At 47.6% G+C, this 25,515-nt stretch carries 18 protein-coding genes and 1 pseudogene; 3 read left to right on the top strand and 16 right to left on the bottom strand.

From position 1 onward, the window contains the following. Nucleotides 1–518: 518 nt before the first annotated feature. From Q0986_RS11010 to Q0986_RS11020, 3 genes are all read left to right on the top strand, one after another. Nucleotides 519–947 carry a transposase gene (locus tag Q0986_RS11010; protein WP_299409854.1) on the top strand — a complete coding sequence of 143 codons (429 nt, stop codon included), beginning with the start codon at nt 519–521 and terminating at the stop codon, nt 945–947. Between the two features lie 3 nt (nt 948–950). Continuing rightward, nucleotides 951–1,571: an IS110 family transposase gene (locus tag Q0986_RS11015; RefSeq protein WP_299409858.1), complete on the top strand. Its 621-nt coding sequence runs from the start codon at nt 951–953 to the stop codon at nt 1,569–1,571. A gap of 533 nt (nt 1,572–2,104) precedes the next feature. Then, complete coding sequence (locus tag Q0986_RS11020; RefSeq protein ID WP_366918567.1) at nt 2,105–4,303, top strand: pentapeptide repeat-containing protein; 2,199 nt, start codon at nt 2,105–2,107, stop codon at nt 4,301–4,303. 33 nt (nt 4,304–4,336) lie between these two features. On the opposite strand, the gene Q0986_RS11025 is transcribed toward Q0986_RS11020, so the two are convergent. The 16 genes and pseudogenes from Q0986_RS11025 to Q0986_RS22955 form a co-directional block, all read right to left on the bottom strand. After that, nucleotides 4,337–6,154: a contractile injection system tape measure protein gene (locus tag Q0986_RS11025; protein WP_299409863.1), complete on the bottom strand. Its 1,818-nt coding sequence runs from the start codon at nt 6,152–6,154 to the stop codon at nt 4,337–4,339. Continuing rightward, nucleotides 6,154–8,652, bottom strand: a complete 2,499-nt coding sequence (locus Q0986_RS11030) for a hypothetical protein (RefSeq protein WP_299409868.1) — start codon at nt 8,650–8,652, stop codon at nt 6,154–6,156. The genes Q0986_RS11025 and Q0986_RS11030 overlap by 1 nt, the downstream gene beginning before the upstream one ends. Before the next feature lie 78 nt (nt 8,653–8,730). Next, on the bottom strand, nt 8,731–9,003 hold the full coding sequence (locus tag Q0986_RS11035) for a hypothetical protein (protein ID WP_299409872.1): 273 nt from the start codon (nt 9,001–9,003) through the stop codon (nt 8,731–8,733). Nucleotides 9,004–9,087: 84 nt separating this feature from the next. After that, entirely contained in the window at nt 9,088–11,364 is a 2,277-nt protein-coding gene (locus Q0986_RS11040) for a hypothetical protein (protein ID WP_299409877.1), read from the bottom strand. 40 nt (nt 11,365–11,404) lie between these two features. After that, a complete protein-coding gene (locus Q0986_RS11045; RefSeq protein WP_299409881.1) occupies nt 11,405–16,222 on the bottom strand; it encodes a baseplate J/gp47 family protein in 4,818 nt (1,605 codons plus the stop codon). A 6-nt stretch (nt 16,223–16,228) separates the two neighbouring features. Beyond that, complete coding sequence (locus Q0986_RS11050) at nt 16,229–16,663, bottom strand: hypothetical protein (protein WP_299409886.1); 435 nt, start codon at nt 16,661–16,663, stop codon at nt 16,229–16,231. A gap of 8 nt (nt 16,664–16,671) precedes the next feature. Then, the gene (locus Q0986_RS11055; protein WP_299409891.1) at nt 16,672–17,124 is read right to left on the bottom strand and encodes a GPW/gp25 family protein; all 453 of its coding nucleotides are present in this window, start codon (nt 17,122–17,124) and stop codon (nt 16,672–16,674) included. Beyond that, nucleotides 17,114–18,784, bottom strand: coding sequence for a type VI secretion system tip protein VgrG (vgrG, locus tag Q0986_RS11060; RefSeq protein WP_299409896.1), 1,671 nt, complete (start codon nt 18,782–18,784; stop codon nt 17,114–17,116). The genes Q0986_RS11055 and vgrG overlap by 11 nt, the downstream gene beginning before the upstream one ends. Nucleotides 18,785–18,869: 85 nt before the next feature. Then, the gene (locus Q0986_RS11065; RefSeq protein ID WP_299409900.1) at nt 18,870–19,604 is read right to left on the bottom strand and encodes a hypothetical protein; all 735 of its coding nucleotides are present in this window, start codon (nt 19,602–19,604) and stop codon (nt 18,870–18,872) included. After that, on the bottom strand, nt 19,601–19,762 hold the full coding sequence (locus Q0986_RS22950) for a DUF5908 family protein (protein ID WP_366918568.1): 162 nt from the start codon (nt 19,760–19,762) through the stop codon (nt 19,601–19,603). The genes Q0986_RS11065 and Q0986_RS22950 overlap by 4 nt, the downstream gene beginning before the upstream one ends. A 2-nt stretch (nt 19,763–19,764) precedes the next feature. Further along, nucleotides 19,765–20,247 carry a phage tail protein gene (locus Q0986_RS11070; protein ID WP_299409905.1) on the bottom strand — a complete coding sequence of 161 codons (483 nt, stop codon included), beginning with the start codon at nt 20,245–20,247 and terminating at the stop codon, nt 19,765–19,767. Nucleotides 20,248–20,284: 37 nt separating this feature from the next. Next, nucleotides 20,285–20,749: a phage tail protein gene (locus tag Q0986_RS11075; protein WP_299409909.1), complete on the bottom strand. Its 465-nt coding sequence runs from the start codon at nt 20,747–20,749 to the stop codon at nt 20,285–20,287. A 98-nt stretch (nt 20,750–20,847) separates the two neighbouring features. Then, a complete protein-coding gene (locus tag Q0986_RS11080) occupies nt 20,848–22,500 on the bottom strand; it encodes a phage tail sheath C-terminal domain-containing protein (protein ID WP_299409913.1) in 1,653 nt (550 codons plus the stop codon). Nucleotides 22,501–22,542: 42 nt separating this feature from the next. Beyond that, nucleotides 22,543–23,424: a hypothetical protein gene (locus tag Q0986_RS11085; RefSeq protein WP_299409918.1), complete on the bottom strand. Its 882-nt coding sequence runs from the start codon at nt 23,422–23,424 to the stop codon at nt 22,543–22,545. Nucleotides 23,425–23,448: 24 nt separating this feature from the next. Beyond that, on the bottom strand, nt 23,449–24,027 hold the full coding sequence (locus Q0986_RS11090; protein ID WP_299409922.1) for a Pvc16 family protein: 579 nt from the start codon (nt 24,025–24,027) through the stop codon (nt 23,449–23,451). Between the two features lie 115 nt (nt 24,028–24,142). After that, nucleotides 24,143–24,595: pseudogene (locus Q0986_RS22955) on the bottom strand (zinc ribbon domain-containing protein); the annotation flags it as partial. Between the last annotated feature and the right edge of the window lie 920 nt (nt 24,596–25,515).

The following is a 25,515-nucleotide window of genomic DNA, read 5'->3' on the forward strand; positions in this document are numbered from 1 at the left end:
CCCGGAAAGTACTTCCCTTGGTGATCAGTTTCCGGTATTCCGCTTCAGACTGAAAGGGAAGGCAAATGGTTTTGTGTCCGGGACTGTTGAATTCCATGATGACCAAGAGTGAGGGCATCAAGAACTCTATATTCTACAGAACATTGTTGGGAAAAGGGATTGAGCAGTTCACTCCACAAAATCCAAAAGAACGAGGTCCGTTCATTATAAGTCCGACGACATTGCTTGCAGCGGAACATGGCATAGCCGAGGTTAGTTTTACGCTGAAGAAAAGAGACTCGGTTTGAGTGGCAATGAGGGCAATCCATTAAAGGTAGACAAAGCATAGCTTAGGGTAAGCAATCAGCCTATCAGACTGGTGGCAGCTCCTCAATTCTGGCTACTCAGGGCTGTCCCTATGATGAGTACATCAGTGATCAGAATATTTCTACCGAGAATGTCCGTTTTTTTAACATCGCTATTTTGGTGGACTTATAGACTTTAAGTGATCACCCTATCGACAGTGGAGGGTTTTTACCATGAGCAAATCATCTAAAGTTGAGAGCTATCAAGGTAAGAAAGTATTCATTGGCATTGATGTGCATAAGCGAACATATGCGATTGCCAGTTTCATGGATGGGGGTGTTATCAAGAGATGGACTACCCTGACTAGTCCTGAGCAATTAGTAGTGCAACTAAAAGCGTTTTACCCTCAGGCTGATATTTGCACAGCCTATGAAGCAGGATTCTCAGGCTTTGTGTTACACAGAGCCTTGAAGAACGCCGGTATCGAAAATTTAGTCGTGAATCCTGGCAGCATTGAAACTGCGAGTCATAATCGAGTGAAAACAGATAAGCGCGATGCAAAGAAGATAGCCTCCCTGCTGGCAGTCGGGAGACTCCGTGGAATTAGAGTGCCGACAGAACACATAGAACAGAAACGCCTCCTGACGCGAACCAGAGAATAATTGGTGCGGGAACGAACAGCGATTAAAAACATGATTCGGATGCGCGCCCATCAGTTTGGGTTGCTTTCACCAGAAGACCGGAGAGAAATGAGCCAAAGTTTGCTGAAATCAATCCTCGCCAAAGCACCCAGTCCCGAATTCACCACGATTACTCAGGCCTATCAAAACATCTGGCAGACCCTTGATACTGAAATTAGGGCCATTGAGTTAGCGTTAAAACAGCAAGCTCAAAAAGACCCACTTGAAGAAACTTACCGGTCAGCACCTGGCATTGGCCCCCTCTCCTCAAGGATTTTAGCCAATGAGCTGGGTGATATGAGTCAGTTTGCCAACGAACGTCAGTTGTTTAGCTATACAGGGTTGACGCCCAGTGAGCATTCTAGTGGCGACACGATTCGCAGAGGCCACATCACACGACAAGGCAACCCACGAGTTAGGCATATATTGTGTGAATCGGCCTGGGCTGCCATCCGAAAAGACAAAGATTTGAGGACCTTCTACGAGCGACTCTATCCAAAAACGGGCAAGAAGAAAGCCATCGTTGCCGTAGCTAGAAAATTGGTAGGTCGTCTTCGCTCAGCCTTCCGTCAAGGTGTCCCCTATCGGCTGAATCCGATGTGCTAATCGGCACAAGGGAAATAGAGGTTCCAAGGGAAAACAACAGTGAGATGAATGTAGAGAATCTGAGCAGAGTATCAACGACATGCTGACTTTGTAACCACGGGAAATTGTCCGTAAATGTTCATTCTGAATAATTACGTAGTGTGCTGTATGTGGTGCAAATCTTGTTAGAGCGAAGGAGGAAAGGGTGGCGCAGCCATGACTGTGACCACGGATGACTGAGTGTTTCAACTCAACTCGCATTCTCTAGATTCAGTGCTTCGATAACGGAGGGGAATTGAACGAAGAAAACGGATTATCAAGGTTAGTATTTCCCCTGAAGCTAGACAGGGTAGATTTTTGATGCAGAGTATTGACAATTCATCATGACTGACAATTTCTCTAAATATTGAATCTAAGTGAAGAATTAGCTATCTCCTCTATTTTGATAAAAGCAAGCGGTCTATGATAGGAGCCATCAGAAGATTTTTTTGCTGATAAAGTCGTCCTAAAAACGGCAAATAGATTTTGCAAATCACTGGGCCAGCACCTCAGCCATGGACACAGATTTCTCCCATAAAAATCTACGTGGCCGCACCTTTAGAAATCAAGATTTAACTGAAGCTGACTTCAGCCATGCCGATCTACGGGGAACCAATTTCACCCACGCTATTCTTCGGGGAGCTAATTTTAGTCGGGCCAAGGCTGGAATTCAACGACGTTGGGTGGTGACATTAGTCCTCTTTACGGTTCTGCTTGCAGTTATGGCAGGCTCCATTGTGGGCTATGTCAGTGCCTTTCTTGGATTCGCAGGCAGTTATAAAGCAGAATTGGCGGGGAATATTCTGGGTGGAACGGTTTTAGCCACTGGCGTGCCCATCCTTACCCTCACGATTTTTTGTATCATCATGGTTCGCCATGGGATGGGAAAGGCGATGGGGATAGGGAGTTTAGCGGCGGCAATGGGAATCGTCCTTGTGGCGATGATCTCACAATTTGAGCCGGAATCTTCTACTGAAATTATTGTGATCTTTGTCATTCTTCGATTAATCATGGGACTCGGAGGCATTGGCGGTGTTTTCCTGGGGGCAATTGGGCTCACTACCGCAGTGATGATTGCTCGGCAGGTGCCCTTCATTGTAGGGTTGGGGGTATTAACAGGTGGAGTGGTGGGTCTGTGGGAAGGTGTTCTCGGCAGCCAAGGGGAAGCGACGGCTTGGGATTGGGTGTTGCCGATTTTTATAACCCTAGTCCTGATGGGATTAGTCGCCCATATCACTCGCCAAGGGGTTAAAGGTGCCAAGAAATTCTCGTTAATTAAAGCGCTGTCAACGTCATTGGCAACCGCTCGGGGGACTAGTTTTTATGGAGCTAATCTCACCGACGCCAACTTCCACCAAGCCACCCTGAAAAGTGCTAATTTTAGACAGGGTCTCCTGACTCGAACCAACTGGCACCAGGTTCACAAACTCGATCAAGCCCGCATTAATGGGACCTACCTTGCCGATGACAGCATTCGGGATTTGGTCGTCACCAAAAATGCCTATGAGCAATCCTTCGATCGCCAAGACCTCCGTCATCTTAATCTGCAAAACGCAAATCTCACGGATGCGAGCTTGATCGGCGCTGATTTAAGTGGTGCAAATCTTCAACAGGCAAACTTAACTCGCGCCAAATTGGTTCAAGCACAGCTGTACCATACCAACCTTAACCAGGCCACCCTGACGGGGGCCTATATCCAAGACTGGGCAATCTCCGTCGATACCCAACTGGCTGAGGTAGCTTGCGACTATATCTATATGCATCTACCGACCAAGGACGATCCTGATCCGGTCCGTAAACCTGATAATCGCCAAAAAACATTTGCGGCAGGAGAGTTCACTGATTTTATCTCCCCCATCATAAAAACCCTCGATCTGTACCAGAAACAGGGGGTTGATATGAGGGATGTGGCCATGGCATCTAAGTCATTAGACCTTTTCCACCAAGGGGGTCTTGACCCTAGCGCGGCGGCTATTGCCCTTAAGCAGATTGCTGAAAAGTTCCCGGAAGCAGGGTTAGAAGTCGTGGCCCTGGAGGGACGGGGCAATGAGCGGGTGCGGGTCCAAGCCCGAGTGGCGGGGGATGCCGATCGCTCTCAACTCAGTGAAGCTTATTTTGACCAATATCAGCAAGTCGAATCCATGCCCCAGGGGGATATCCAAGCTCTGTTGCGAGGCATTGAGGAAAAAGATGAGCGCATTCGCAGTCTCGAATCGATGGTGATGAGTGCCCTCAAAGAAGATAAATACTATGTCGAAAGTGTATATAACCTAGGAGATAACGTGGCTGAACAACGTTCTATAAATATTAATGCGGGTGGCGATATCGGCAATATCAGCGGTGTCGTTGCGGGGGATCAAAGTGGTGTACTCAACCTTGGGACGATTAGCGGCGATGTTACTAACACCATTAATCAACTCCCCGATACCCCGGATAGCAGGGAACCTGGGCTCAAAGAATTATTGACTGAGTTGCAGGCTGCCATTGAAGGGGAGCCTGAGCTAGAGAAAGAAGATAAAGTCGAAGCGTTAGAACAGGTCAAAGTATTGGCGGAAGTGGGACAAGATCCTCAAGCCGGTCCCATGCAAAAAGCTGGCAAAACGGCGATGAAGATTCTTAAGGGAACCACCGCGATTTTGCCCCCCACGACCCAGTTGGTCAAAGAATGCACTAAGTTGCTTCCCGCCATTGGGGGCCTTTTACTCTTACTGTGATTGGCTAGGAAAAGCGGTGATTATTTCTTTGAACTACCACTCTACGTGAAGAATTTCGGGCATCCAGGGCAGTTTAACTACACGGATGCTCCAGGGGAGTTGATCGAGCAGTATGTCATAGGTTTCTCGTTCGATCTGCAGTAACCAATTACCGTTGTAGAGTCTAAGAATACCTGCCCTGTGAAGAAAGGTTCGCCTAAAGCCTTTAGGTGTGGTGTTTTTTAAGGCGGACCAGTTATGAATGACGGCTCTGAGAAGGATGTTGCATTCGGTTCGCTCTAATTCGGTTATGTCTAAGTGAGCGGCAATGGGGTCTAGGAGATCTAGGCCGCACATGAGTTTGTTAAGGGGGAGCAGATGCTCTGGGAACTCGATTGATTCATCAACTAAATATTGGAGTAGGAGGACAGCGCGTTCGGTCGTCTGAGGATCGATAAAGTGATTAGCTTGAAGCAGATTGAGAGCTTCAAACAAACGAGGGAGAAAGGGCCAGAGTAAGATCAAACCGGCATTTTGAATGTAGATTTCTTCAGACTCGCTGAATGGATCGACGGGATCGTCAAAGGCATCAAAGGAGTTTGGGGAAGCAGGGGGAGCAGGGGGGTTAGAGGGAGCGAGGTTGATGGCTGGCTGGCTGGCTTGTAAAACTACCTTGATTTGCTCGGTTAAGGGGCGATAGGTGGTCGGTGCTTGGGTTTCTAGCTCAGTAACCAGAGTGGCTATGTCAGTGAGAAGCTGATTAGACAGGCTGTTTAGGGAGTCACTTAGGGGCTCTTGCAATAGCGAGTTGAGTTGACGTAAGAGAGTGTCAATTTTGGTTTGTAAGGATGATGAAATCGATGGTTCGTCATTGAGATCGTTGAACGCACTTAAGAGACTAACTAGATTGTTGATTTCTGAACGGTTGCTGTTGGCTGCTGTTGTTGGAGGATGCTTTGCGAGAACATCTGGCAGCTCACTTTCGAAGCGTATGCCATCAGTGTGGAGGTGCTCTATGGCACGGAGCAGTTGTTGCCAGAGCGTAGGCAGGTTGATTTGAAAACTGGTGGACAAGTGCAGCAGGTGATTCCGAATGGCTGTATCTGCACTGGAATGAGGAGTGGGGCTTAAGGATAGGGGACCAAATATCCCTAGCCAATACTTGAGTCTGAATTGCCTGGGGGAGATATCTTGCAGACTATCTACGTGGGGTTTCAAGGCTTGAATATCCTGGGTGTAGGGTTGTACCCACTCAAATCTGGCGGGGGCCAGTAAGGTCACCAGGTTGCTCAGGGTTTGATCAGAAAATTGATCAATCAGGCGCTGCAAAGGTTTTGCGTATTTGAGTTGGGCCTGGAGTAGAGCTTTGAGAGGGACAGGTGAGAGTCGGAGCAGCTGCTCACAGCAGTCTTCTAGAGCTGAGGGGCTGAGGGTGTCACACCACCAGGGTAAACGCCCGGTTTGCAGGAAGTAGCTGAATATTTCGAGTAGAGATTCGGTAGGGTTAGTAGGAGGGTGAGATTTAGATTTTTCAGTAGGAGTTATGGCCTGTTCAGGGGGGCTAGTGGGGCTGGGGGCAGTCGCCAAGGGGCCGAGTTTTTTGGCTAGCTGCTGATACAGGTGGTCTTTAACTTTTGCGACGAAGTCTGTTTCAAGGGTTTGCAGGTTTATTTCACCCAGGTCAATATCGAGGGTATTGATTCTAACGAGGGTATCTGGATCGCTAATCTGATCGCAGTAGACCTGAATCAGGGAGATGATTTTGCTGCGATAGAGGGCGCTGAGTTGGTTTTGGAGTTCAAATGCTTTGATATTAGACCCGACCCGCAAGTCTAAGATTTGCTGTTTGATCGTGTGGCGTTGTTGGGACATTAGGTCGCACTCGGTCCACTACGATTTGGAGACACTGTAAATGGGTTTTCTGTGCTGGCGTCAGCTTCACCTTGGCTGATGGTCATGTAGCCGAGCAGGGCTGGGAAGACAGGAATTTCGGTGGAGCCCAGTTCCAGAAAATTGATCAGTCGGGTGACGGATGCCTCAGCCTCAGCCCCAGTATCTTCCTTAACGTTTCCGGATAGGTGTTGAAGCCAGAGGGCGTAGATAGATTCGAAGTCCCGCATTTTGGCTTGATCTAACCAGTGAATATGGAGGGTAATGTGGGCAGGGGTTTCGGCAATTAGGGTGTCGTAAATGAGTTGCTTGACGCTGGGCAAACGGAATCGTCCTGGCCAACTCGGAATAATGACGCTGAGTTGAAAGGAGAAGGGGTCGGGACACTGATTACTACGAACCCACTCTCCGGTGTCTTCTGCCACGAATGGTTTCTTAATATCAAAGGTATCGACCTTCGGATTATCGAGTACGCGATAGGTCCCGCTATAGTGGGTGGAATAGAAGATATTAATGGACCCGCCTGCCTTTAGCCCATGGTTGGGAGAAGTACAGGTGAGGTGATCTGGGAAGACAGAAGCCTTAAATTCAGTGATGGACTGGGAAAAGCTGAGGAAATTGCTGGTTGGTGCATTCGGGTTGGTGTTGGAGCTGGCTCCCGAGGATAGCCCTCTGCGGGGGCGGAGCAGAATATGTTCGACGATGTAAAACCCTTCTTTATTGTCATCGGAGGCGAGGAATTGTCGGTCTGGGTCCATCCCCAGTAATCGGGCAACCCGCCGCTTGAGGCCCGAGACATTGCTGACGGTTTTGAGATCATTGGGATTGCGGGTGTAATTAAAGGCTTGACCACGTCCGGCACTGATCTGACGGTAGTCCCGAGCGAAGTCGGCTTTACGCTTTAGCAGCGTATCTGAGAGGAAGGTATTGGGATAGAGCAGAGAATGGTTTGTAAAAGTTTCGCCGTACTGGGCAATCAGGTGATCTAAGAGACGATTCTTACGGTCCAGATCAACGGCAGTTTCAGCAGATGAGTCGTTGAGATAGTCTTTGTAGGTGGCTTGGAGAATCTCATTGCCACCAGGAAAGTGAGCAATACTTTGGGAAAAATAGGTCTGGATTTGGGTGTTGCTGAGGGAAAAGAGATCCCTGGCGTGATCAAGCTGGGCAAAGTAGTTAGCTAAGAGCTGATCGAACACCATCAAATAGGCTTGCAGTTGCTTGGCTTGGGCTTTGCGTTCAGGACTGGCCGAAGCGGGAAGGCCAATTTCACCAATGCCGTAGGTGACGGGAAATTCTGATTGAACCGATACATAGTCTGACAATTCGCGATAGTCACCCGTGGGGATGGGGAGGTCTAAACTGCTAGCTGGGGGACGTTGAGAGGTTGAGGATTGCGGCTGAGATGGGGCGAGAACAGAAAGGGTTTGTTGAACCTGGGCAAAGTCAAGCTCACAGAGAATCTGGCCTTTGTAGAACTTGATGTTGCCTGCCTGTACTGTTGGCTCTAGGGAGTGCAATCGGGGGGTGAGCTGGGAATTGAGGTCAAGTGCCCATTCTTGATCCTTTGCTTGACTGCCCGTGAGGGTAATGTGCTTCACTGCATTGACCCCAGGCAGGTCCAAAATGATGCGGATCAGATCAGAGGTGTGGAGTTCGGTTTTGCGCTCAAACTGTTGGAGCTGGGCGTCGTCTAGAAAGCCGTGGTCAAGAATCGGCCCGGCAAAAATGTCTTCAACGGGTTTGCCCTGCTCCAGTAATGTGGGCAGGCTCAGAAAGGGCAACGACGGGGAGATGTAGTCGGTAAGAGCCGTATGAATTTGCCCCATGAGCACTTGAGGGTCAACCGCTTCGGCAATTTCGATCGCAGCGTTGACGATAATCTCTTCAAACCCTAATACCGTAATCTCAGCAAAATCTTCGCAGAGGTTGCGGTGTTGTTGGAGTCTGGCGTTGGCGAACGCCGCTAATGCCTGCTCTCTCCCCTGGTAGGCTAATTCGGGTTCAATGAGAACACGGTAGAGGCCCTGGAGGCGCACCGGTTCTGCAAGATTCTCGCTGCTAAAGCTGAGACGGGCATTCGGGGCGTCGTAATACAGCTCAGGTTGGGGATTCTTAATGGGTTCCAACCAGGCGTTTTTGACCCCATCGATATCAATCAAGAGTTTGCGGTAATCGGTAATCGTGAGGGGATTGACGGTGAGGATTTCGCGAGCCGTCAAAAAGAGTGGTTCAGCATTAGAGGTGCCAACAGGCTGAGCTAGCAGATCCTCTATAGCGAAGGAAAGGCGATAGCTGAGGTCCGTGATGGCGTAGCACAGAGCTTCCAGGATAGTGATGCCCGGATCATGGCTGTTGTAGTCGGTCCAGCGGCTACCGGCGAGTTGTTGGATGGATTTGATACCTTCCTGGCGGAGAAAGGCATAGTCCATACCGGGATGTTCGAGGGGGGCATTGGAGATGGTGAGGGAGTCAACCATGGGGAGGAGGATGCAAGTAACAGTGACGAGTTAAGAATTAAAAATGGAAATCGGGAAGTGAAGGCCAGTTGTTACTTGTTACTCATTACTTGAACTTAAGGCTTCAACCGTTTCATGAATCCTACCGTTGGCCGCATCTAAAGTTTCCGCATCTACATTGTCAGTTGAATCAGCAGTTGTATCCTTCTCTGCTTTGGCGAGTTCTTCTTCTAACACCTGAATCGCCCCTTGAATACGGAGCAAGGTATTTTGAATGTTCGCTCGCTTTTCTTCCAGTTCAGCTAACACTTGCTGACCCGATTCAAACTCGGCTTTGAGTTGTTGGAGGCGTTGTTCAAGCTGTTTCTTCATCTGTACATTCCCTAATTAGTACCCAAGCTGAATAGCTCTGGGTTGGCATTGTTCTATGGCTACATCAGACGGATCTGAAAACATCTAAATACTGATAGGCATTTCCAAGTCATGGGTCCCAATTTCACGGAAGTGAATATGGTTATTTTGAGTGTCCATGTTTATTTTGACGCTGAGATGCCGAGCATTGGGGGCAATCAAACTGGCTGGGATTCGAGCCGCAATATAGCGCTCGTAGAATTTACTATTCCAATGACGCGCGAAGGGATTTTCATAGGATGCCATAAACCGCTCAATCGGTGTTCCACCAACCTTAATGCTTTCATGCATACACCCATTCAGGTGATTGTTATGCTCGACTAAGTAAAGTAACTTATCACGGCCAGACGGCACCACCGGGACTTTTAATTCCAGATCAGTTTTTGAGGGGATATTTGAAAGTACGTCACTGTTCCAATTGTGCCCATCTGTTGCCCATAATGTTCTATCACCACCATTCGATGCCCAATGGTATGCAACTGCCGATTGCGCGGCATGTGACCAGGGGTTTTTGCTAAACGCTAATCCAGAGAACCAGAAATCTTGATTAGTATGTTGCTTGGCAATAAGGGCTAGTCTTCCACTTCGACCTGCTGGAATCGGTAACCACTGATGCATATTGTCGTAACTGTCAGACAGAGACCCATCTGGACAGTAACAGTTTGCTGATCGATATCCGCCAACCCATAAGCCCAGTTGTTCACGATTGCCATCCCGAAAATATGCCTTGATTACGGTCCAGCGTTCTCCTAACACCCTCACCCAGACGGTATTGTAGCCATTGGGAATCGTCACTTCGGCACCGTTATCATCTGCTTCATTATTTCCTCCATAACGAATGATTGGACGATCATTCCATTTTCTAGAGGGCGGATGTGATGTGTCGTTGTATTGAGGATTTCCAAGCTTTTTGATCGCACCGGCATTTTTGGCGGCAAAAATATTTTGATAAACAATGGGATCCGCCGGGTACATGTGATGTCTGAGATGGCTGGTCGCATGAGCTTCTATGACGCCCCCTACTTTGAGATTTCCCCTGATTTCAGTATTTCCATTTGCTGCAATGGAAAGCTTGGGATCGCCCACTCCATTTAATAAGAAAGAGAAAGCACCATCTGCACGCACTCCAGCATCCCAAAAAGAACCCGTCCGTACTCTTCCAATTCGTCCATAACGAATTGAAGCCTTGTTATATCTCCAAGTCACATGGGGATAGGACAACATGATGCCAGCTGCACCCCCTGAGCCAATGGTCACATATTGAGTATCACCATCTCCCCATTCAGATGTGGTCGTCACGACTAATTCATCCCAGTCTGTAGCGCCACCGGTGTCAATAGTCAACGTGCCAGAAATTCTTCCAGAGGTAATTTTATTAGCTGATAAATCAGGAATACGCTCAACTGCTAATACCCCAGAAGTGATGTTTTCTGAAGCAATTGTTCCTGAAATTGTTCCACCTACAGTTAAATTGCCGTCTACGATCGATGTATCCCCAGTCACCTTCAATTTCTCAGTTCCTGGTGCCGCTCCAACCCCTACATTTCCGGTCAATGTAGTGGTTTGACTCACAGAGAGGGAACCCGCAAAGGACGATTTACCTGTTCCTTTTACCTTTAGCTCGCCTTTGGCTCCTGTTGTCAGCACCATTCGTTCGTTCGTTCCATCAGCATCTCGCCAAGAATGTGTACCGTCGGCTGCGTAGAATAATGTGGTGGAATTAATACCCAGACCATAGCCACTCCAAAGCCGCAGCTTAAGATTATTGGTCGTATCTTCATCAGTGAAGGCAATTTGCTGGGCACCTGGGACCGTGAGTTTTCCACTCAGGCCAACATCCCCCCTCACATCTAGTCGTTTTGAGGGCTGATCAGTGCCAATCCCCACCTTGCCATCGGCATCTACCACTAAGGGGGTTTTGTCTCCTGTTTCATCATCAATGCGTAGGGCATTTTCGCTACCCGACTGTTGAATATGAAGCTTAGCCATTGGCTGAGTAATGCTGAGGCCCACGTTTCCTGATGCACTGTCAATAAAGAGTTTACTGACGCCTCCGGTTTCAAAATTGAGTCCTGTATTTCCCCCAGTTGGCTTTTGATTCAATCGCCAAGTATGGGCTGTTTTGGCGTAGAAATCGAGCAGATTTTCGCTATCTCCATGGGCCAAAATCTTGAGGGGATTATCGACTCCAGAGGGCTTTTCAATGCCATCATCTTCAGTATTGATGACGGAATCAATAAAGTCTTTGAAATCTCCCTCAGAAGGTTTGGCTCCAGTTTTAAAGAGCGTTTGGAGTTGGATTCTGTCTTTTTTGCCTGCCACGGGGTCGCTCCTGTTAAGTCGTCAGAAAGTAGTTCAGAAATTACGTCACCACGAAATCTACGCCGATGATCATGTAATCAATCCCTTCAAAGGTTTCCTCCTCATAGTCAGCTGTCGCAATCAAGTCAATGATGTGTTCTGGAGCCGACACCAGAATGGAATCTACCTGCGTTACCTGGGCTAAGTTGGTATTACTCACCCGGTAGGGAGTATCTGCTTCAAGACTGCCATCATTGGCAAGCGTGACCTGTTCGATGAGCTTCAGGTTGGTCACGTAGTCCACATAGGGACGGGTTTCGATGAAGTGAATCACGGCTGAACTGTGAATGGAGCTGCCAAAAGAGATGTCGCTCTGTGCTTCATAGGCCCACGGGGATAGAAAACGCACTAATTCTTCGTTGAGCTGCTTGAGATAATAGCCCTGCTCATAGCTTTCTCGAAACCGCACCCCAATCCGATATTTGATCTGTTCATAGCGAGGATTTTTGACCGCTACCTTCACGAAGGGAGATGAATGGGCTTGGAGATAAGCTGCAATCGCCTGCAGCAAATATTGGGGTGCCTTGGGTTCCAACGGCAAAAAAGGAGCGGTATTGGCCAAGTTAGGAATCACCACAACAGTCACTTGGGCCGCATTGGGCGCATTGGCTTGTTCTGCCTGGGTAAGGCATTTGACCTTATAAATCTGGGGAAATTGCTCCAGCACCAGACGCTCATAGTCCCAACGGGTGATTGCCCGGCGCTTATGGCGCAACTGCTCACTCACCCGAGTATAGAAAGTGCGATGGGATTCCTGCCGCCGCCCGCCAAAGGAACTATAGGGTTGTTCGACGGTGGCGATCGCAGCGTTTTCTTCCGTCAAAGACTGAATAGACTGAGCAGCCAATGGCTGACTCAGGTGCTCTGGATCGTTCTGCTGATCGACAAACGTCGCTGTCACCGCCTGGGTCCGAATCGCCAAGGTGTCGGGAATAGCAGCTGCATGTTTATCTACCGTGGCTCGAAGCCAATGGAGCCCTGCAGGCAATAAATGATTGTTAGCTGTAGCTGTGGCTGGAATATCGAGGTGTACAATGCCCGAATCTACCAGACCGTTGGTGCTGTCAGACAACACCTCCGCAGGTTGGAATGGGTGCCAGCGATCGCCTGCCAGATAGCTCCACTGAATATCGGGAGGGGTCAGATCGGCATTGCCACTGCCAGATACCAGTTGAAATAAGAGTGTTAACGCCTGAGACGGCTTCACATCGCAGAGACCGATAAACAAACTGCCCTCAGTTTTATATTGAGGAAGTAAGAAATAGCGACTAGCTGCATCACCGGGCGTGGCCGTCTGTTGTAAATCCACATAGCCGAAGGGATGTAACTGAAAGAGCGTGCCTGCTGCTTCCTGATTTGCCTGGTCGCCCGCCCTGAGGTTAATCTCAGCCGAGGCCTGATAATTAAGCGAGATCCCTTTAATTTTCGGGGTGTAGGGAGGAAAAACCGAGAGGTTTTGAATTTTGGTTTCAGTATCGTTACCCTCCTCATCTTTAACAAAATCAGTATCCTGAGCCCTGGCCACTTTATTGAGCACCAAGGGATAGAGGGTGTGTTGAAAGTCAGGTCGAGCTAACTCCAGGCGAAAATAACGGTTCTGTTCCCACACATCGTCAATATCAGGCGCAGTTGGAATTACCTTAAACGTAGCGGCAGGCAGGCCAACAAACTGAGCTTTGGTGTATTGAAGGGTGCTTATGGGCGATAGCTTTGTCGTATTCTGACCAATACTAAATAGTACTTGTTTGCCAATGGTATGCCAGGTACGATTCAGCCATAAATCCAATTGAACCTGGAAACTATCGTCATTAATCACTGGTGGCCGAGGCGAAAGCCCACAGCGATAATAGGCATAATAATGCGCTGCAAAGCTATCCGGTAGTCCCATCCACTCCAGCTTAAGGGACAGGGTATCGAGCTTTTTCATCACAATCTCGGGATGGGAAAAATATAAGGAAGCTCCAGCAATGGGCTGGATATCAAAGGGCTCAAAGGGGCTCTTGGGATTGAGCACCGTGCGATCGTTCCGCAGCTGCAGCGCCTGGATATCGCGAACGGTCACCTGCACATTAGCCTTCTCCAGACAGAAGTCCTTAAACAACTGATAGGACGAGGATTGCCCTTGCTGCTGCTGAAGATCTTCTAGGGTAATGGTAATGATGGGATGAGCTGTTTGGAAGTTGCTAATCGGCGCTTGGACAGTGGGGGCGGTAATTGCAGGCTGGGTGGTATCCAGGGAGAATTTAAACTGCAACCCATTGAGATAGATACCGGTAGCGGAATATTGCTCAAACTGGGTGTTGGGAATCGGGGAACGGCTAATGCGACCAATGGCGGTTACGGTTGCGGCCCTATTGTCGACCAGTCCCTCCAGTTTGTAAATTGCTCCAGTGACCCCGGTTATCAGGGTACCAATATCCTTAGGCTCAAACAGGGCGTTCTCCCTAAACTTAACCTGTGTTGGAGTGAGTTTCGCTAACCGTGCTGTTGGGGCTGCATTCAAGGCAATGCGATCGTGTTTTTGTATTTGACCAGAGGCGGGCAGATAGCCCCATAGCTGCACTCCGACCCGTGTAGTTCCCCCAAATTGCGTAATTTCGTATATAACGCCATCTGACCAAACAATGAAACTGCCGACATCCGATCGCTTAAACCGAAACGCGTCTTGTGAGGGGCGATCCGTCGCTCGCATTTCCTGGTGACCATCACTGGCTCTAGAGAGTTCAAGGTTGTTGAGGATAATGCCACCACCACCTAGGTCCAGGTTAGGGTACTGATGAATGGCATCACCAGAGGCAATCCTTCCCACCGGACTTAAAGACGCGCTCGTTGTGCCCTCAACGGTATTAATGCGATATAGCCACCCATCGGGAAATTGCAGGTACTGACCTACATGGGAAGCCGCAAAGGTATTCTCAGACCCCTGATACATAACCTCTACATCGGCCTGCCCATAGGAAGTCAAAGGGGGCTCCAGGAAAAAATCGCCGACCTGAAAGGTTAGCTGGTGCTGCGAAATCGATAGCCAGCCCGTTGCACTGCTGATAGCCACAGCAAAGGGGCGGTCTCCCTGTTGCAGCAGGTCTTCCAACAGACCCCGGTTAAAGGTATCGGCCTGACAGGCCAGGGTGAGGGTAATCTCGCGGTGGCCTTCGCTCATCGCTAGAACCGGAGAGGCGATCGCAATCCCCAAGGATTGCACTCCGGTGTACTTACTAGCTTGACTAGCTGAGGGAGCCTGAACAATCAAGGGATGGAAGCGAGGTAACGTTAGGGATTGCCCAGGTTTGGTATCGGCGATCGCTTGAGCCCAAACCTTTTTTAGTTCTGTTCGCCCAATGGGGGGATAAGTAAACTTCCGCTTGCGGGTTTGAGCCTGCTCTAGGAGGCGATATACCTCGGCCCATTGCGCCTCCTCCTGATCGGTCATGAGAAGAGAAGCTGAATTATTGGGACTGCCGCTGGCTTGAGCATTTGCCTGACGTCTGTACGCCATCTGAATGCCCATTATTTTGCGAAAATCGGCAACGCTGAGGAAAAGCTGATCTTGGACATAGCGGTTGGCCGCTTCTATATCATCTCCTTCATTCAGGGCTGTTAACAGAGTGTTCAAATCCACTAAGGGCGCTTGCAAGAAGGGGGGCAAGGGATTGCCCGATGCCGGATCCCCTAATGCCAGTTGCCACAGTCCCATGAATGCAGCAGCGGCATCTAGGTATTGATCGTTGAGGTGCTCTTGTTTAAGGCGGGTGCGACGATCGCGGTTGATCTTTTTGCGATAGGCTCTTTCCACCCGCTGATAGACCTGTTCCCATTCCGCTTCAGTGGGAGGGGTGATGTCGGGTAGATGCTTCGTATTCTCGCGGGCATGGACATCAAAGCAAAATTTGAAATCCTCCAAGGTGGCAAAACACAACTGATCCATGATGTAGTACTGCCGCGATTGGTCAATATTTTGTAAGGTCAGATCTTTGACTACCTGAAACAGGGCAACGATTTCTGAGAAGGTCGTTTGGTCAGTTCTATGCGCTTGGGTTGTCAAGGGATCTGTCGCGGGCGGGGAAGGTAAACTCCCTCCCTGACTTGGGGTTCCTACGGCCCAGCGCAGCATTTTTGCAAAGGCTGTATCACTGCGGTTGTCGGCGAGGTGGATGTATTTCAGGTCGATATAGACTTTTTCAACGGCGAGGGTTTTGACGCTGGCGACCTGAGCCTGAGTGATGTAGAGATCAGTATCTACTTCGTACTCTAATCCGTTGCCTTGTTGATCGACGCCTGCACTCAACCGCGTGCCCTTGGCTAGCACCGCGTCTGTTTGATCAGGGGCGAGGGTAAAAATGACATGGGTGCGATCGGGGATGGCTGCTTTTTCGGCTAATTGCAACACCTGCCGGTAGTAGAAGTCTAGGCGGCGCTGGGTCAGCGCTTTGAATTGTTGTTGGGGATAGCGTAGCAGCCGTAGGAAGGTGAGAAATAGGGTCAGTTGAGGTTGGCTCAGGGTCTGGAGGAGTTTAGGGGGAAGGGGGGAAGGAAAGGAGGAGGTATTGCCCCTCTCTGTGGCCTGAATCGCATCTTTGGTATCCAGGATTTGGAGAGCGGCGGCAATGGCTTCGACATCCATGGCAAAGAAGGCCGACCAGTCTCCGTCTAGTTGATTGTGCTCATTAAAATAGGTCAGTTTTTTGGCATAGGCTTGAGCAAACCGAATCCAATCGGCCAGGGTTTGCTCGTCGATAGAGACGTAGTCAGGATCGAGCGATCGCAGCGATCGATTGCGTTGACTGGTGCCATCCCTCAATCCCTGAGCCTTGAGTTCCATAATCTTCTAGACTCCCTTCCACTTCGTATTGGTGGTTTGAAAGGTGCCACTACCGGGATAGAAGGTATTGGAATCGGGGACTGGAGACCCTGGCCCCGGTGGTGGTTGCTGGGCAGGCAATTGAACCTCAAATTTGGCTGTAAACTGGTTGCCCTTGAGTAAAACTGGTTTGTCGGCACTGTGGGTCTTTGACGCTTTTTGATCTCCCCCTAGGGCATCAATTTTTAGGGTCCCGGTCCCAGGAATCGAATAGGCACCTGCGGTATAGATACAGCCTGGCACGGATACATCTTTTTCATCGCCTTCAATACAAAGCGCTTTCCCCCCTACGCTGCCTTTGCCACTGCCCGCCAATTTACCGGGTTGTACCACAACGGTTGCCAGCCCAAAGGCGGGATTGAAGTTAACGATATCGCCATCAATCATAATAAAGTCAGACATTTTAATCCTTAAACATTTGTCGCTTCCTTCAGATAAAATGGGTAAACCAAATTCGAGCGCGTATTGGTTTGGCGAACTGTATAGTCAATATTGATTAGCAACAGCCCATTGTTTGCCTGACTGGTATCCATATCAATGCGATTCACATTAATGCGAGGTTCGTGATACAGCAAGGCATCTGAGATTACCCCCCGAATACCGGTAATCACTCCTTGCCGGATTTCTTCAAATAAGAATTGGCTCAGTTCACAGCCAAAGTCGGGCTGCATCAAACGCTCTCCTGGTTGCGTCGACAGGATAATCTGCAAACTTTGTACAATATCGGCTTCAGCCGAGATCATTTCAACCTGACCCTGCTGAGGGCCTAACTTGGAAAACCGGGGAGGAAATGCCCATCCTATCCCTAAGAAGGAGTCATCTTTGGGGATCTGTGAAGAAGGGGGCAGTTGGCTATTTGACATCGACTTTGTTCCCCTCAAGCGTAATGTTGCCGTCGGCTTTGATGGTAATGTCTTTGCTACTAATCAGTTGTATACCCTTTGAACTCATCACGACTGTGTTCTTGTTTTGATCAACAATTTGAATGCCTTCGTCTTTATTGCTCAACACAATCTGGTTAGCATCGGGGGTTTCCAGCATGATCGATTTATCTTCATCGTTAAATAAGAGCTTCAAGTTCGCTTTGGTAAAAATGCCCTTTTCATTATTTTTATCGGTTACCGGCAGTGGAGATTTATGTTTGTTCCCATAGAGGGACCCCAAAATTATTGCTTGCCTCGGGTCATCATTTAGAAAACCCAGAACCACTTCATCCCCTGGCTCAGGCCAAAAAGCTGTGCCCCTGCCCTGGCTACCATCAGCGGCCAAGCCAGCGTCTAAAACGGCTAATCGTGCCCAGATCAACCCGTCGTCGCTTTTGGCGGAGGGTGATTTCGCAGTAGTAACAGTCAAGCGAGGAACTTTTACCTGGATCCGCAGTTTACCCTCTGGATCGTTTGCATATTTATCAACAACGCCAATCTGCAACCCATTCACTGCCGGTAAGAGCCCGCTGGCTGGAGATTCTACAATGTCATCACTGAGGGCAAAGGGCGTCGCTGATGCCCCAAATTGAATATCAGTTTGCCAACCGCCCTTAGTAACCTGATGACGAATGCCTGTAATTAGAGTATCTCCATTAAATCGCTTACCCAGTTTCTTCAGGGTTAGCACATCCCCAAGTTTGAGATCGGCCCGACCTGGAATCCGAATGCGTCCCTGCATCATCGACAAGCGATGTTTGACCATTTGGGCACTGGCCCAAGCTTTCATTTCCTTGGGGTCTAGCTCAGATCCACTGACCAATTGGCATTGATCTGCCCCAACGATTTTCCCCAGAGTGTCTGGATCCAAATTAGACTGACTTAGCTTATAGGGTTTACCGGCCTGAGGCTTAGTCAAGGCTTGCTTTTTTTCATCCCAAGCAATCGCCTGAATAGATTGAAACTGCTCTCGAATATCGGCTTCTGCCTCCAACTCATAGATTTCATCAATGCCATACTCTAACTGCGTTTTTTTACCCTTGATCAAGGCATCTGGCGATTGAACGTTCATCACGCCGTCATCGACTAAAACCAATAGTCCATTGGCCTCAGATCGAGAGAGAATAAAATCCCAGTCACTACAGTAGAACTGCACCATCTCTGGGTGGGTAACGACTGTCTGCTTGGGAGCAAAAGTACCTGACTTTAGATCCTTAGTAATGCTTTGTTTATTAACGGCACTGACAATCTCCTTAATAATGGCAATATCATCCTTTTTGCGGAAGATTTTATTTTTCCGCTGCTGAGTCAGCTTAATCGCAGCATCTTTCAAATAGATTGTCAGAATCGACTTTTGGGTGGTTGTCTGGATGCTATGTTTAACTACTAAACCAATAAAGACCGTTGCATTTGATGAACTTAATTCCCCTTCATAGCGAAGCTGGATCTCAATTTTCTGCCCTGGTTCAAAAAAGCTTGTATTGCTAATCTCAAATTTCTGCTGGGCAGCATCCCCGTCTAGTAGCACAATTTGAGCGGTTGGAATCTTATTAATATCCTTAATAATATCAATCGACAAGAGCGGATATTGGGGATTCATCGTTGTGCTTAGAATCCCTCCAATGCTCTTAATTGTTGCTGTAACAACACCTTTCATTTAATTTTTACTAGCTTATTTTATAGGCTTACTTTGATGTATCTGTATCTTGAAGGGGGGGGAATTTTAGGGTGGTGCCCGCTCTGAGCTTCCTAAAATTGTTTAGCTTATTGGCTTGGGCCACGCGCATATAGTAGGCTGGATCGCGATAGATTCCATGGGTCATGAGGGGTAATGTACCCCCACTTATCACGATCCGAGCATGGGTTAGATCGGGGGATTTTTTATTAGAAAGTTTGGCCAGCTTTTCTGGATTAAGATCTTCTACAAAAACTGTATCCAGCTCTGCTCGCAGTGCTTTACCGTTGCGACTGAACAGCGTATAGTTAACATCAACCGACTGCAACCGACAATCATAAATTAAGTCTCCCCATTCAATCCTGAGATAGCGAGGTTCATGGAGATTCCCATCCATCTGACCAGCAAGTTTCAGAAAATCATTGACTTCATCCTCAATCGTATTTCTAAGAATAGGAATGGATGGTGCTCCGGAAAGTAAGCCAGCAGTTGCGCTGGAGTCATCAATAATAAACTTTAACGACAACGTGCGTGCTCGCGTAAGAGAATAGCGTGCTGTTCTTCCTGCTGTGTTAATTCCTTGCAGTCCCTGATATTCATTCTCATACTGGAAGGAATAAGACTCTGGATTAAACTGGACCTGATAATAGTCTTTAACAAGCAGAAGACTCCAGAAACTCCTTACCCGCTTTTCGTTTCCATAAGACTTGATCCTCAGTTTCTCTATTATCTTTGGCCCAATCATCGCTCTCTCTTACAATCTAATATTTTCAATACCTGCTCTACACAAGCGGCAATCAGGGCCTCATCTCCGTTGCTGGTAGCAGATTTAGAGGAACTCTTGCCACTGCCTGGGTTCACAACCGTTGTCCGAATAATCAGCTCTCTGATTTCAACTGGCATGGTTATATCCTCAAACTTTGAAAGCGAGTGTAGGCAAGCTCCATGGTGTCGATGACCACCGAATTTTGATTGGCATCCAAGTCAGAAACTGACCATTTCAATGGATAGGTCTCTTGAAACAGCCAAGCTGCAATGGGGGTTTCTTTGGCATTGAGTAACATCACCAGAACATTGCCTGGCTCAAACCTAAGGGTACTCATAGCTACATTAAATTCAACATTCAGTACAGAGCCAATAACCATGCCTCGCTCTAGGACCAAATTGTCGTAGGTGACGCGCGTGGGTAACCGGTGGACAAAGAGATTTTCACCGCCTTCTCTAACCTCGGTGGTCTCAATTGTGGATGTCATACCCGATACCCGTTGAAAGCGAATATCGAGAGGATTGGGAATGAATCCACCTATGAGAAAAGTGACCGCGAAGAAAAACCCAACAGGAGGATTTTCATTTAAGGTGAAAGCCGGTAAGAGAAGTGGATTATTCATGTAAATTTTATAGGCGTCTACAGGAATGGGTGTACGACTACAGAGCTGGATTTTTCACTTCTAGCCAGGTTGCTGTCAACTCTAAACTTTCGATCGCCACTTCGTTACTAGATGCATTAAACGCAGGTGCATCTAATTTAGTGGGGAAGGCATCTTTCGCTAGCCATGAGATGGTTGCTTCACCGTTTTCATTCAGGAGGTCTATACGCACGTCGCGCTTTTCCACCGTGTTCAAACGAATCGTCTTAAACCAGTCCAACAGGAAGCTATCAGCTTTGACAACGCCTTTTTGTAGAGTCAAATTTACGACATTAAAAAATCCTGGCATGTATTTGGGACCATCTTTGTAGCTCAATCCATCCTTGTACGTGATAGTTTCATACTGGAAATTTAGACCTGAAACCTCAGAAAAGGCGATGGAATCTTCGTCACCAATGGTGACTCGGTAATAAAAAACTGGAATGGGATATTTATTTTTGATGTCTTCGATGGAGGTTGCCATTACTATATGCTCCTTTTGTTGAGGGGTAGGTGACGCAATACTTGATGGATAAGGCAGGTGAGTAGCACCCAGAATTCAAAATTCTGAATTCATAATTCCTATGTCTGCTGCAATTTGTGGGAGAACCGCAAGACGATAAATTCAGCTGGCCGAACAACTGACACACCAATTTCAATAATCATGCGGCCTTCTAAAATGTCTTGTTCTGTCATGGTTTGCCCTAGGCCAACATTGACAAAATAGGCTTCTTCTGGAGTTGCTCCGGCCAAGGCACCCTGACGCCACAACCCATCTAAGTAAGTTTCAGCAATGGTTTTGACCTTGAGCCAGGTAATGGCGTTGTTAGATTCAAACACCACGAAGTTAGTCGCTTTTTGGATGGATTCTTCAATCAAGTTGAAGAACCGGCGCACTGAAACATACCGCCATTCATTATCGTTGCCAGCTAGGGTTCTAGCGCCCCAAATCAAGGTGCCTTTGCCGGTAAAACCGCGAATTGCATTAATGGATTTCCCAGTAGTATGCACATTGAGATTCTCTTGTTCCTCATTAGTTACTTTGACTGTGGGGCCAATGACAGAGGCTAAGCTCACATTCGCCGGCGCTTTCCAAACGCCTCTTTCGCGATCGACCGTGGCATACACCCCGACTATGGCACTACTGGGGGGCATCGTAACCCGCAGTGCATTGAGCGCCAGTTTAATCTTGCTATAGAGTTCGGTCTTTTCTGTCTTAATTGACTTGTCTGCGAGCGTATCTGGAGGATAACTCAGGGGGGTCTCATCCAATGTGGTATCGAACATTTGGGTGGTTGCTCCGCTGGCTCTCACGGTATACTTACCGAGTGAGGCGGCCGCTACCTTAGTCAAAATATCGGCAACGCTACCACCAGCCTGCGGTAACCGAATGGTCAATACATTATTGTCTAAAGCAACATCAATGTCCTGGCGAGCGGTGATAGTCACCCTGGCCCGAGGCGTCTCAGAGCGAGACCCACTATAGGTTACTAGCAGGCCATCTGCTCCGCCGATGATCAACTGGCCGACAGCGGTTGTCGTCGTAATCGTGACAGAATCGTCGGTGTAGTGATAGTTGAGGGAGGTTTGCAGGTAAGGATAGTAAGCAGCCCCATACTTAAGATACTCAGTACCAATTCCTCCCCTAAAGTTTGCCCCAATGCCCTTTGTCGCGTCATTATCAGTTGCCAACACGTCTAGAACGGAAAACCTATCTTTGAGGTCGTTACACTGCCTGAGGGCGCTTTTGCAGAGGTCGTAGTAATCGGTGCTACCAGCCAGATTAACGGCATCAGTTAAGAGGATGAGGGTGGGTTCATCCTCCTTACGTAAGGCTGCCAAGCCGTCTTCAAATGCTTGCTTATTAGGTTTCTTGCTGTAGTCTTCGACCGAGATAATATAGCATGATCCGCCTCCATTATCAAAGAATAGACGTACCGCATAATACATCAAATAGTTGGGAGTCGTGATGGCGCTATCCCCAACTTGAATCTGGGTAATCTGCTCCTTCTCATCCAGTGTGACCGCGAAGGGGGTCGCGTGGGCACCGCCAAAGTGGGTGGTGTAATCCAAAAGCGAGCTAATGCGAATCGGCATCAGCCGATACTCGTTATTATTGCCTGCTTTTTCAGTGCAACCAATAAAGGCAGGGATCGCGGTTGCCACCGGCACCACTGAGGGGGGAAGCGTGGCGACTTCTTCAATGTAGACATTGGGCGTTTTGTAGATGGGCATTGTTTTGTCCTTGCAGTTATTTTGGGCTGTTGTTTTTGGCAGTTATAGATCTCTGAGCAGGTTAATCACTTGGGTGCCGTGCTGATTTGGTGGGTTGGGTAAATGGGAAATCCAGGGCTTGGCGTCATCCTGTTTGAGCAGCTGGAGCTGGGGTCTGCCGATTTGTTGGCAGGTGACGGGGTTTGTCGATTTCAGCAGGATGGATTGACTGTTGGGAAAGCGATTTTGGAGCGCGGTGACGATGCGATCTCCCGAGGCAATAATCGCTGTTTCAAAACTAATTGCAGCGCTTTTATCTTTATTTTTGTCTTGAATGGAAAAGGTTTGGGCCGATGTTCCTTTGTTTACGACCAGATAATATGCCCAGATCTGTTGCTTGGCCGCTAAGGTCACTTTAAATTCACTGCTTTGGCTAAAATCCGCAGTGAGGGACCCATTATTGTGAATTTCAACCAGCCCGAATACTGTCTGGCGTTGGTGGGGAGATAATGTGGCCAGGGTGGCAGCACAGCGGGCTTCTATCGGGGATTGCGTTACTGCTGGTTTAGTCAGATCCGATCGCTGAATCACGACGGACGCCATCTCTGAAGAATCTGAAGCTGTGAGCGTTTCATTGCTAAAGACATAGAGACTGTGGCCCATCTGAAACCGAGGATCAAGCTGGGTAAAGCTGATAAAGGCTGGGTTATTCAGCCTGAGGAGAAAGGTCAAGGTCAAAGACCTGTCCAAAGGGATGAGGGGTTGCTGGGGTGTCTCTAAAGGCACCAATATCTGCACACCATTGATGCTGGACTTGAGCAGACAGCGATGACCTTGTAGGAGGTGCTGGCAAGCAAGGGTGGATTCAAGCGTAAAATCCGGGCAGATTTTCTCCCGATAGTAATTGTGAAACAGTTTCAGATTGAAATAGGATTGGTAGCGCATCGAAGCCGTCCTATAGATTCTGCCCTATAGCTGTGCAGTCGCTATCTCAATCGAACCCAGCTCAGCACCGGTTTCGACCTGATCGATGTCAGTATCCTGGAAGACCAGCATCCTGACTTTGTAAAGAACCGAAGGGCTAATGGGCAGCTCTAATGCTCGCCACAACTCACCCTGCTCCATAAAGGTAAGATTGACCAGTTCAGTGGATAGTTGATAAATCTCTGCATGTAAAGCAGGAAACTTTTGTTGATCAAAGAGACGATAACTCCGAAAAAACTTTATTACCAGAGAAAGCAGCCTTAGACCTTCCGTATAGCTTGCAAAGTTTGCCAAAAACATTAAATGCAAATTCATACACAGCATGGGTATGACCGCTGGATTGACCGCGTTGGTTAAATGATTAACCTGTGCAGCACCAGACCGAAAGACACGCTCTTCTTCTAAGTTGATTAACAATGCTGTGATCGCATTATTTTGCATCGTAATTTCCTTCGGGGGTTGGATTTCGGCAAATTGCACGATATCTTCTTTTTGCCCGCCGGTTTTGATCTTGATATAGTTACTTAGCTCTTCTTGGAAGAAAATCAGGGCTGAATCTAGCATTAGAACAAAGTTTCCTTAAGGGCCTTAAGCATAGTAGGAAAGCCATTTAACCACGTAAATCCTGTTAAGGAATACTAATCGGCTAGTATCGGGCTACATGACTTACTCCCGACACTCAAGCAGCACTTAGTGTGCTGGCTTCTCCCGTCTTCCGACTTTCGCGTTTTATAGTGAGGCGAACGCCCAACCCCACTTTCTTGATAAAAATTCCAGAATTATGATCTCTTTGGATTGAGCCCCCACAATGTGGACAATCATGCCTATGATCCGACAATGATTTTGGAACTCGATTGAGACACATTGCACAATGCTGGGAAGTGCCAGTAGGATTGACCTTAATGACCTTACACTGAGCCTTTTCAGCTAATTATGGAAGAATGACATTCAGGAACCTACCGATGCCAGTATCAGCAAACCTTTTGTTTAATCCTGACTTAGCACTTTGACCATTTGGTAAATATTGTCCTCCTTCATCTTGCTTGGGTTTATTTCTACGGGCCATATTTAATACCCGCAGGTTCTCGATGAAAATAACATCAGCTTTTTGATAGAGATCATAAGCAGTTTCATTTTTATACTAAAACCAAGAGAAAACTTACAATTTATGAGCTATATATATTATTTTTAATTAGAGTTAAAATTAATATATATGAAACTCAGTTAGAGTATTTTTTGTCCTTCTAACCATATTTGACTCTAACAATACTAAATTAAAGTATAGATTTTTATTTATAAAGTGTTAACTATAAGTTTATCTAAAGAAAACAAATCAGAAGTGTACAAACATTTTGGGAAACATATTGAATACAAAAAAGGCTATATTAAAAACACTCAAGTAGTGCTGGAATTATATTCCAGCAGAATTTAATATTTATAGATATTCAATAATGTAAATGTGGGTTTAAGCAAATTAATATGGAAGATTAATTTGCTTCCATGCATTCTACTTCAAGCATCAGTTTTTTTGACGGCTACCATCAATCCTAGAGCACTTGATGCTGATTAATTCTTTTGTAATTAAAGTTAATTGGATAAATAAAACTATTAGACCTCCGGCTATCAGCATAAAGCGGGAAAGATTTGATCCCTCTTTTGTCACTTTGGGAGAAGTAAACTAGAGAGCAATGTCACTGACTTACGAAGGTAGAAAAGGGCTGCAAGTCTTGATAGGTATAGAATCAAGACTTGCAATCCATCAATAATCTGTCTTCCACTATGTCTGAGTCAGCCGAAATTCTCAAGTACCAGTTTTCCAAAAGCCTGATACTGTTGGCGAATTCAATACTCTCTAAAAAGAGAATAATGACTCAGGAGAACGATTTTAATTACGAGACTGGTGCAAGCTTGGCAAAACGGGATTTTCGTGTCTGGGCTAAGGGCACCTCCTCCAACCAAGACACTGCCCGAACGACATTCATGGCGACAGCTGCAACAACGTGCTGCAAACGAGTCTTGGCCATGCCAATGTAGCGACACTGCCGAATCTCA

This window comes from Acaryochloris sp. IP29b_bin.148 (assembly GCF_028285565.1).
Taxonomy (GTDB): domain Bacteria; phylum Cyanobacteriota; class Cyanobacteriia; order Thermosynechococcales; family Thermosynechococcaceae; genus Acaryochloris.

Excerpts from the sequence above, each read along its gene's own strand:
- Q0986_RS11010 (WP_299409854.1), top strand. The coding sequence starts at position 519 with ATGAGCAAATCATCTAAAGTTGAGAGCTATCAAGGTAAGAAAGTATTC.
- Q0986_RS11020 (WP_366918567.1), top strand. The coding sequence starts at position 2,105 with ATGGACACAGATTTCTCCCATAAAAATCTACGTGGCCGCACCTTTAGA.
- Q0986_RS11025 (WP_299409863.1), bottom strand. The coding sequence starts at position 6,154 with ATGTCCCAACAACGCCACACGATCAAACAGCAAATCTTAGACTTGCGG.
- Q0986_RS11030 (WP_299409868.1), bottom strand. The coding sequence starts at position 8,652 with ATGGTTGACTCCCTCACCATCTCCAATGCCCCCCTCGAACATCCCGGT.
- Q0986_RS11035 (WP_299409872.1), bottom strand. The coding sequence starts at position 9,003 with ATGAAGAAACAGCTTGAACAACGCCTCCAACAACTCAAAGCCGAGTTT.
- Q0986_RS11045 (WP_299409881.1), bottom strand. The coding sequence starts at position 16,222 with ATGGAACTCAAGGCTCAGGGATTGAGGGATGGCACCAGTCAACGCAAT.
- Q0986_RS11050 (WP_299409886.1), bottom strand. The coding sequence starts at position 16,663 with ATGTCTGACTTTATTATGATTGATGGCGATATCGTTAACTTCAATCCC.
- Q0986_RS11055 (WP_299409891.1), bottom strand. The coding sequence starts at position 17,124 with ATGTCAAATAGCCAACTGCCCCCTTCTTCACAGATCCCCAAAGATGAC.
- vgrG (WP_299409896.1), bottom strand. The coding sequence starts at position 18,784 with ATGAATCCCCAATATCCGCTCTTGTCGATTGATATTATTAAGGATATT.
- Q0986_RS11065 (WP_299409900.1), bottom strand. The coding sequence starts at position 19,604 with ATGATTGGGCCAAAGATAATAGAGAAACTGAGGATCAAGTCTTATGGA.
- Q0986_RS22950 (WP_366918568.1), bottom strand. The coding sequence starts at position 19,762 with ATGCCAGTTGAAATCAGAGAGCTGATTATTCGGACAACGGTTGTGAAC.
- Q0986_RS11070 (WP_299409905.1), bottom strand. The coding sequence starts at position 20,247 with ATGAATAATCCACTTCTCTTACCGGCTTTCACCTTAAATGAAAATCCT.
- Q0986_RS11075 (WP_299409909.1), bottom strand. The coding sequence starts at position 20,749 with ATGGCAACCTCCATCGAAGACATCAAAAATAAATATCCCATTCCAGTT.
- Q0986_RS11080 (WP_299409913.1), bottom strand. The coding sequence starts at position 22,500 with ATGCCCATCTACAAAACGCCCAATGTCTACATTGAAGAAGTCGCCACG.
- Q0986_RS11085 (WP_299409918.1), bottom strand. The coding sequence starts at position 23,424 with ATGCGCTACCAATCCTATTTCAATCTGAAACTGTTTCACAATTACTAT.
- Q0986_RS11090 (WP_299409922.1), bottom strand. The coding sequence starts at position 24,027 with ATGCTAGATTCAGCCCTGATTTTCTTCCAAGAAGAGCTAAGTAACTAT.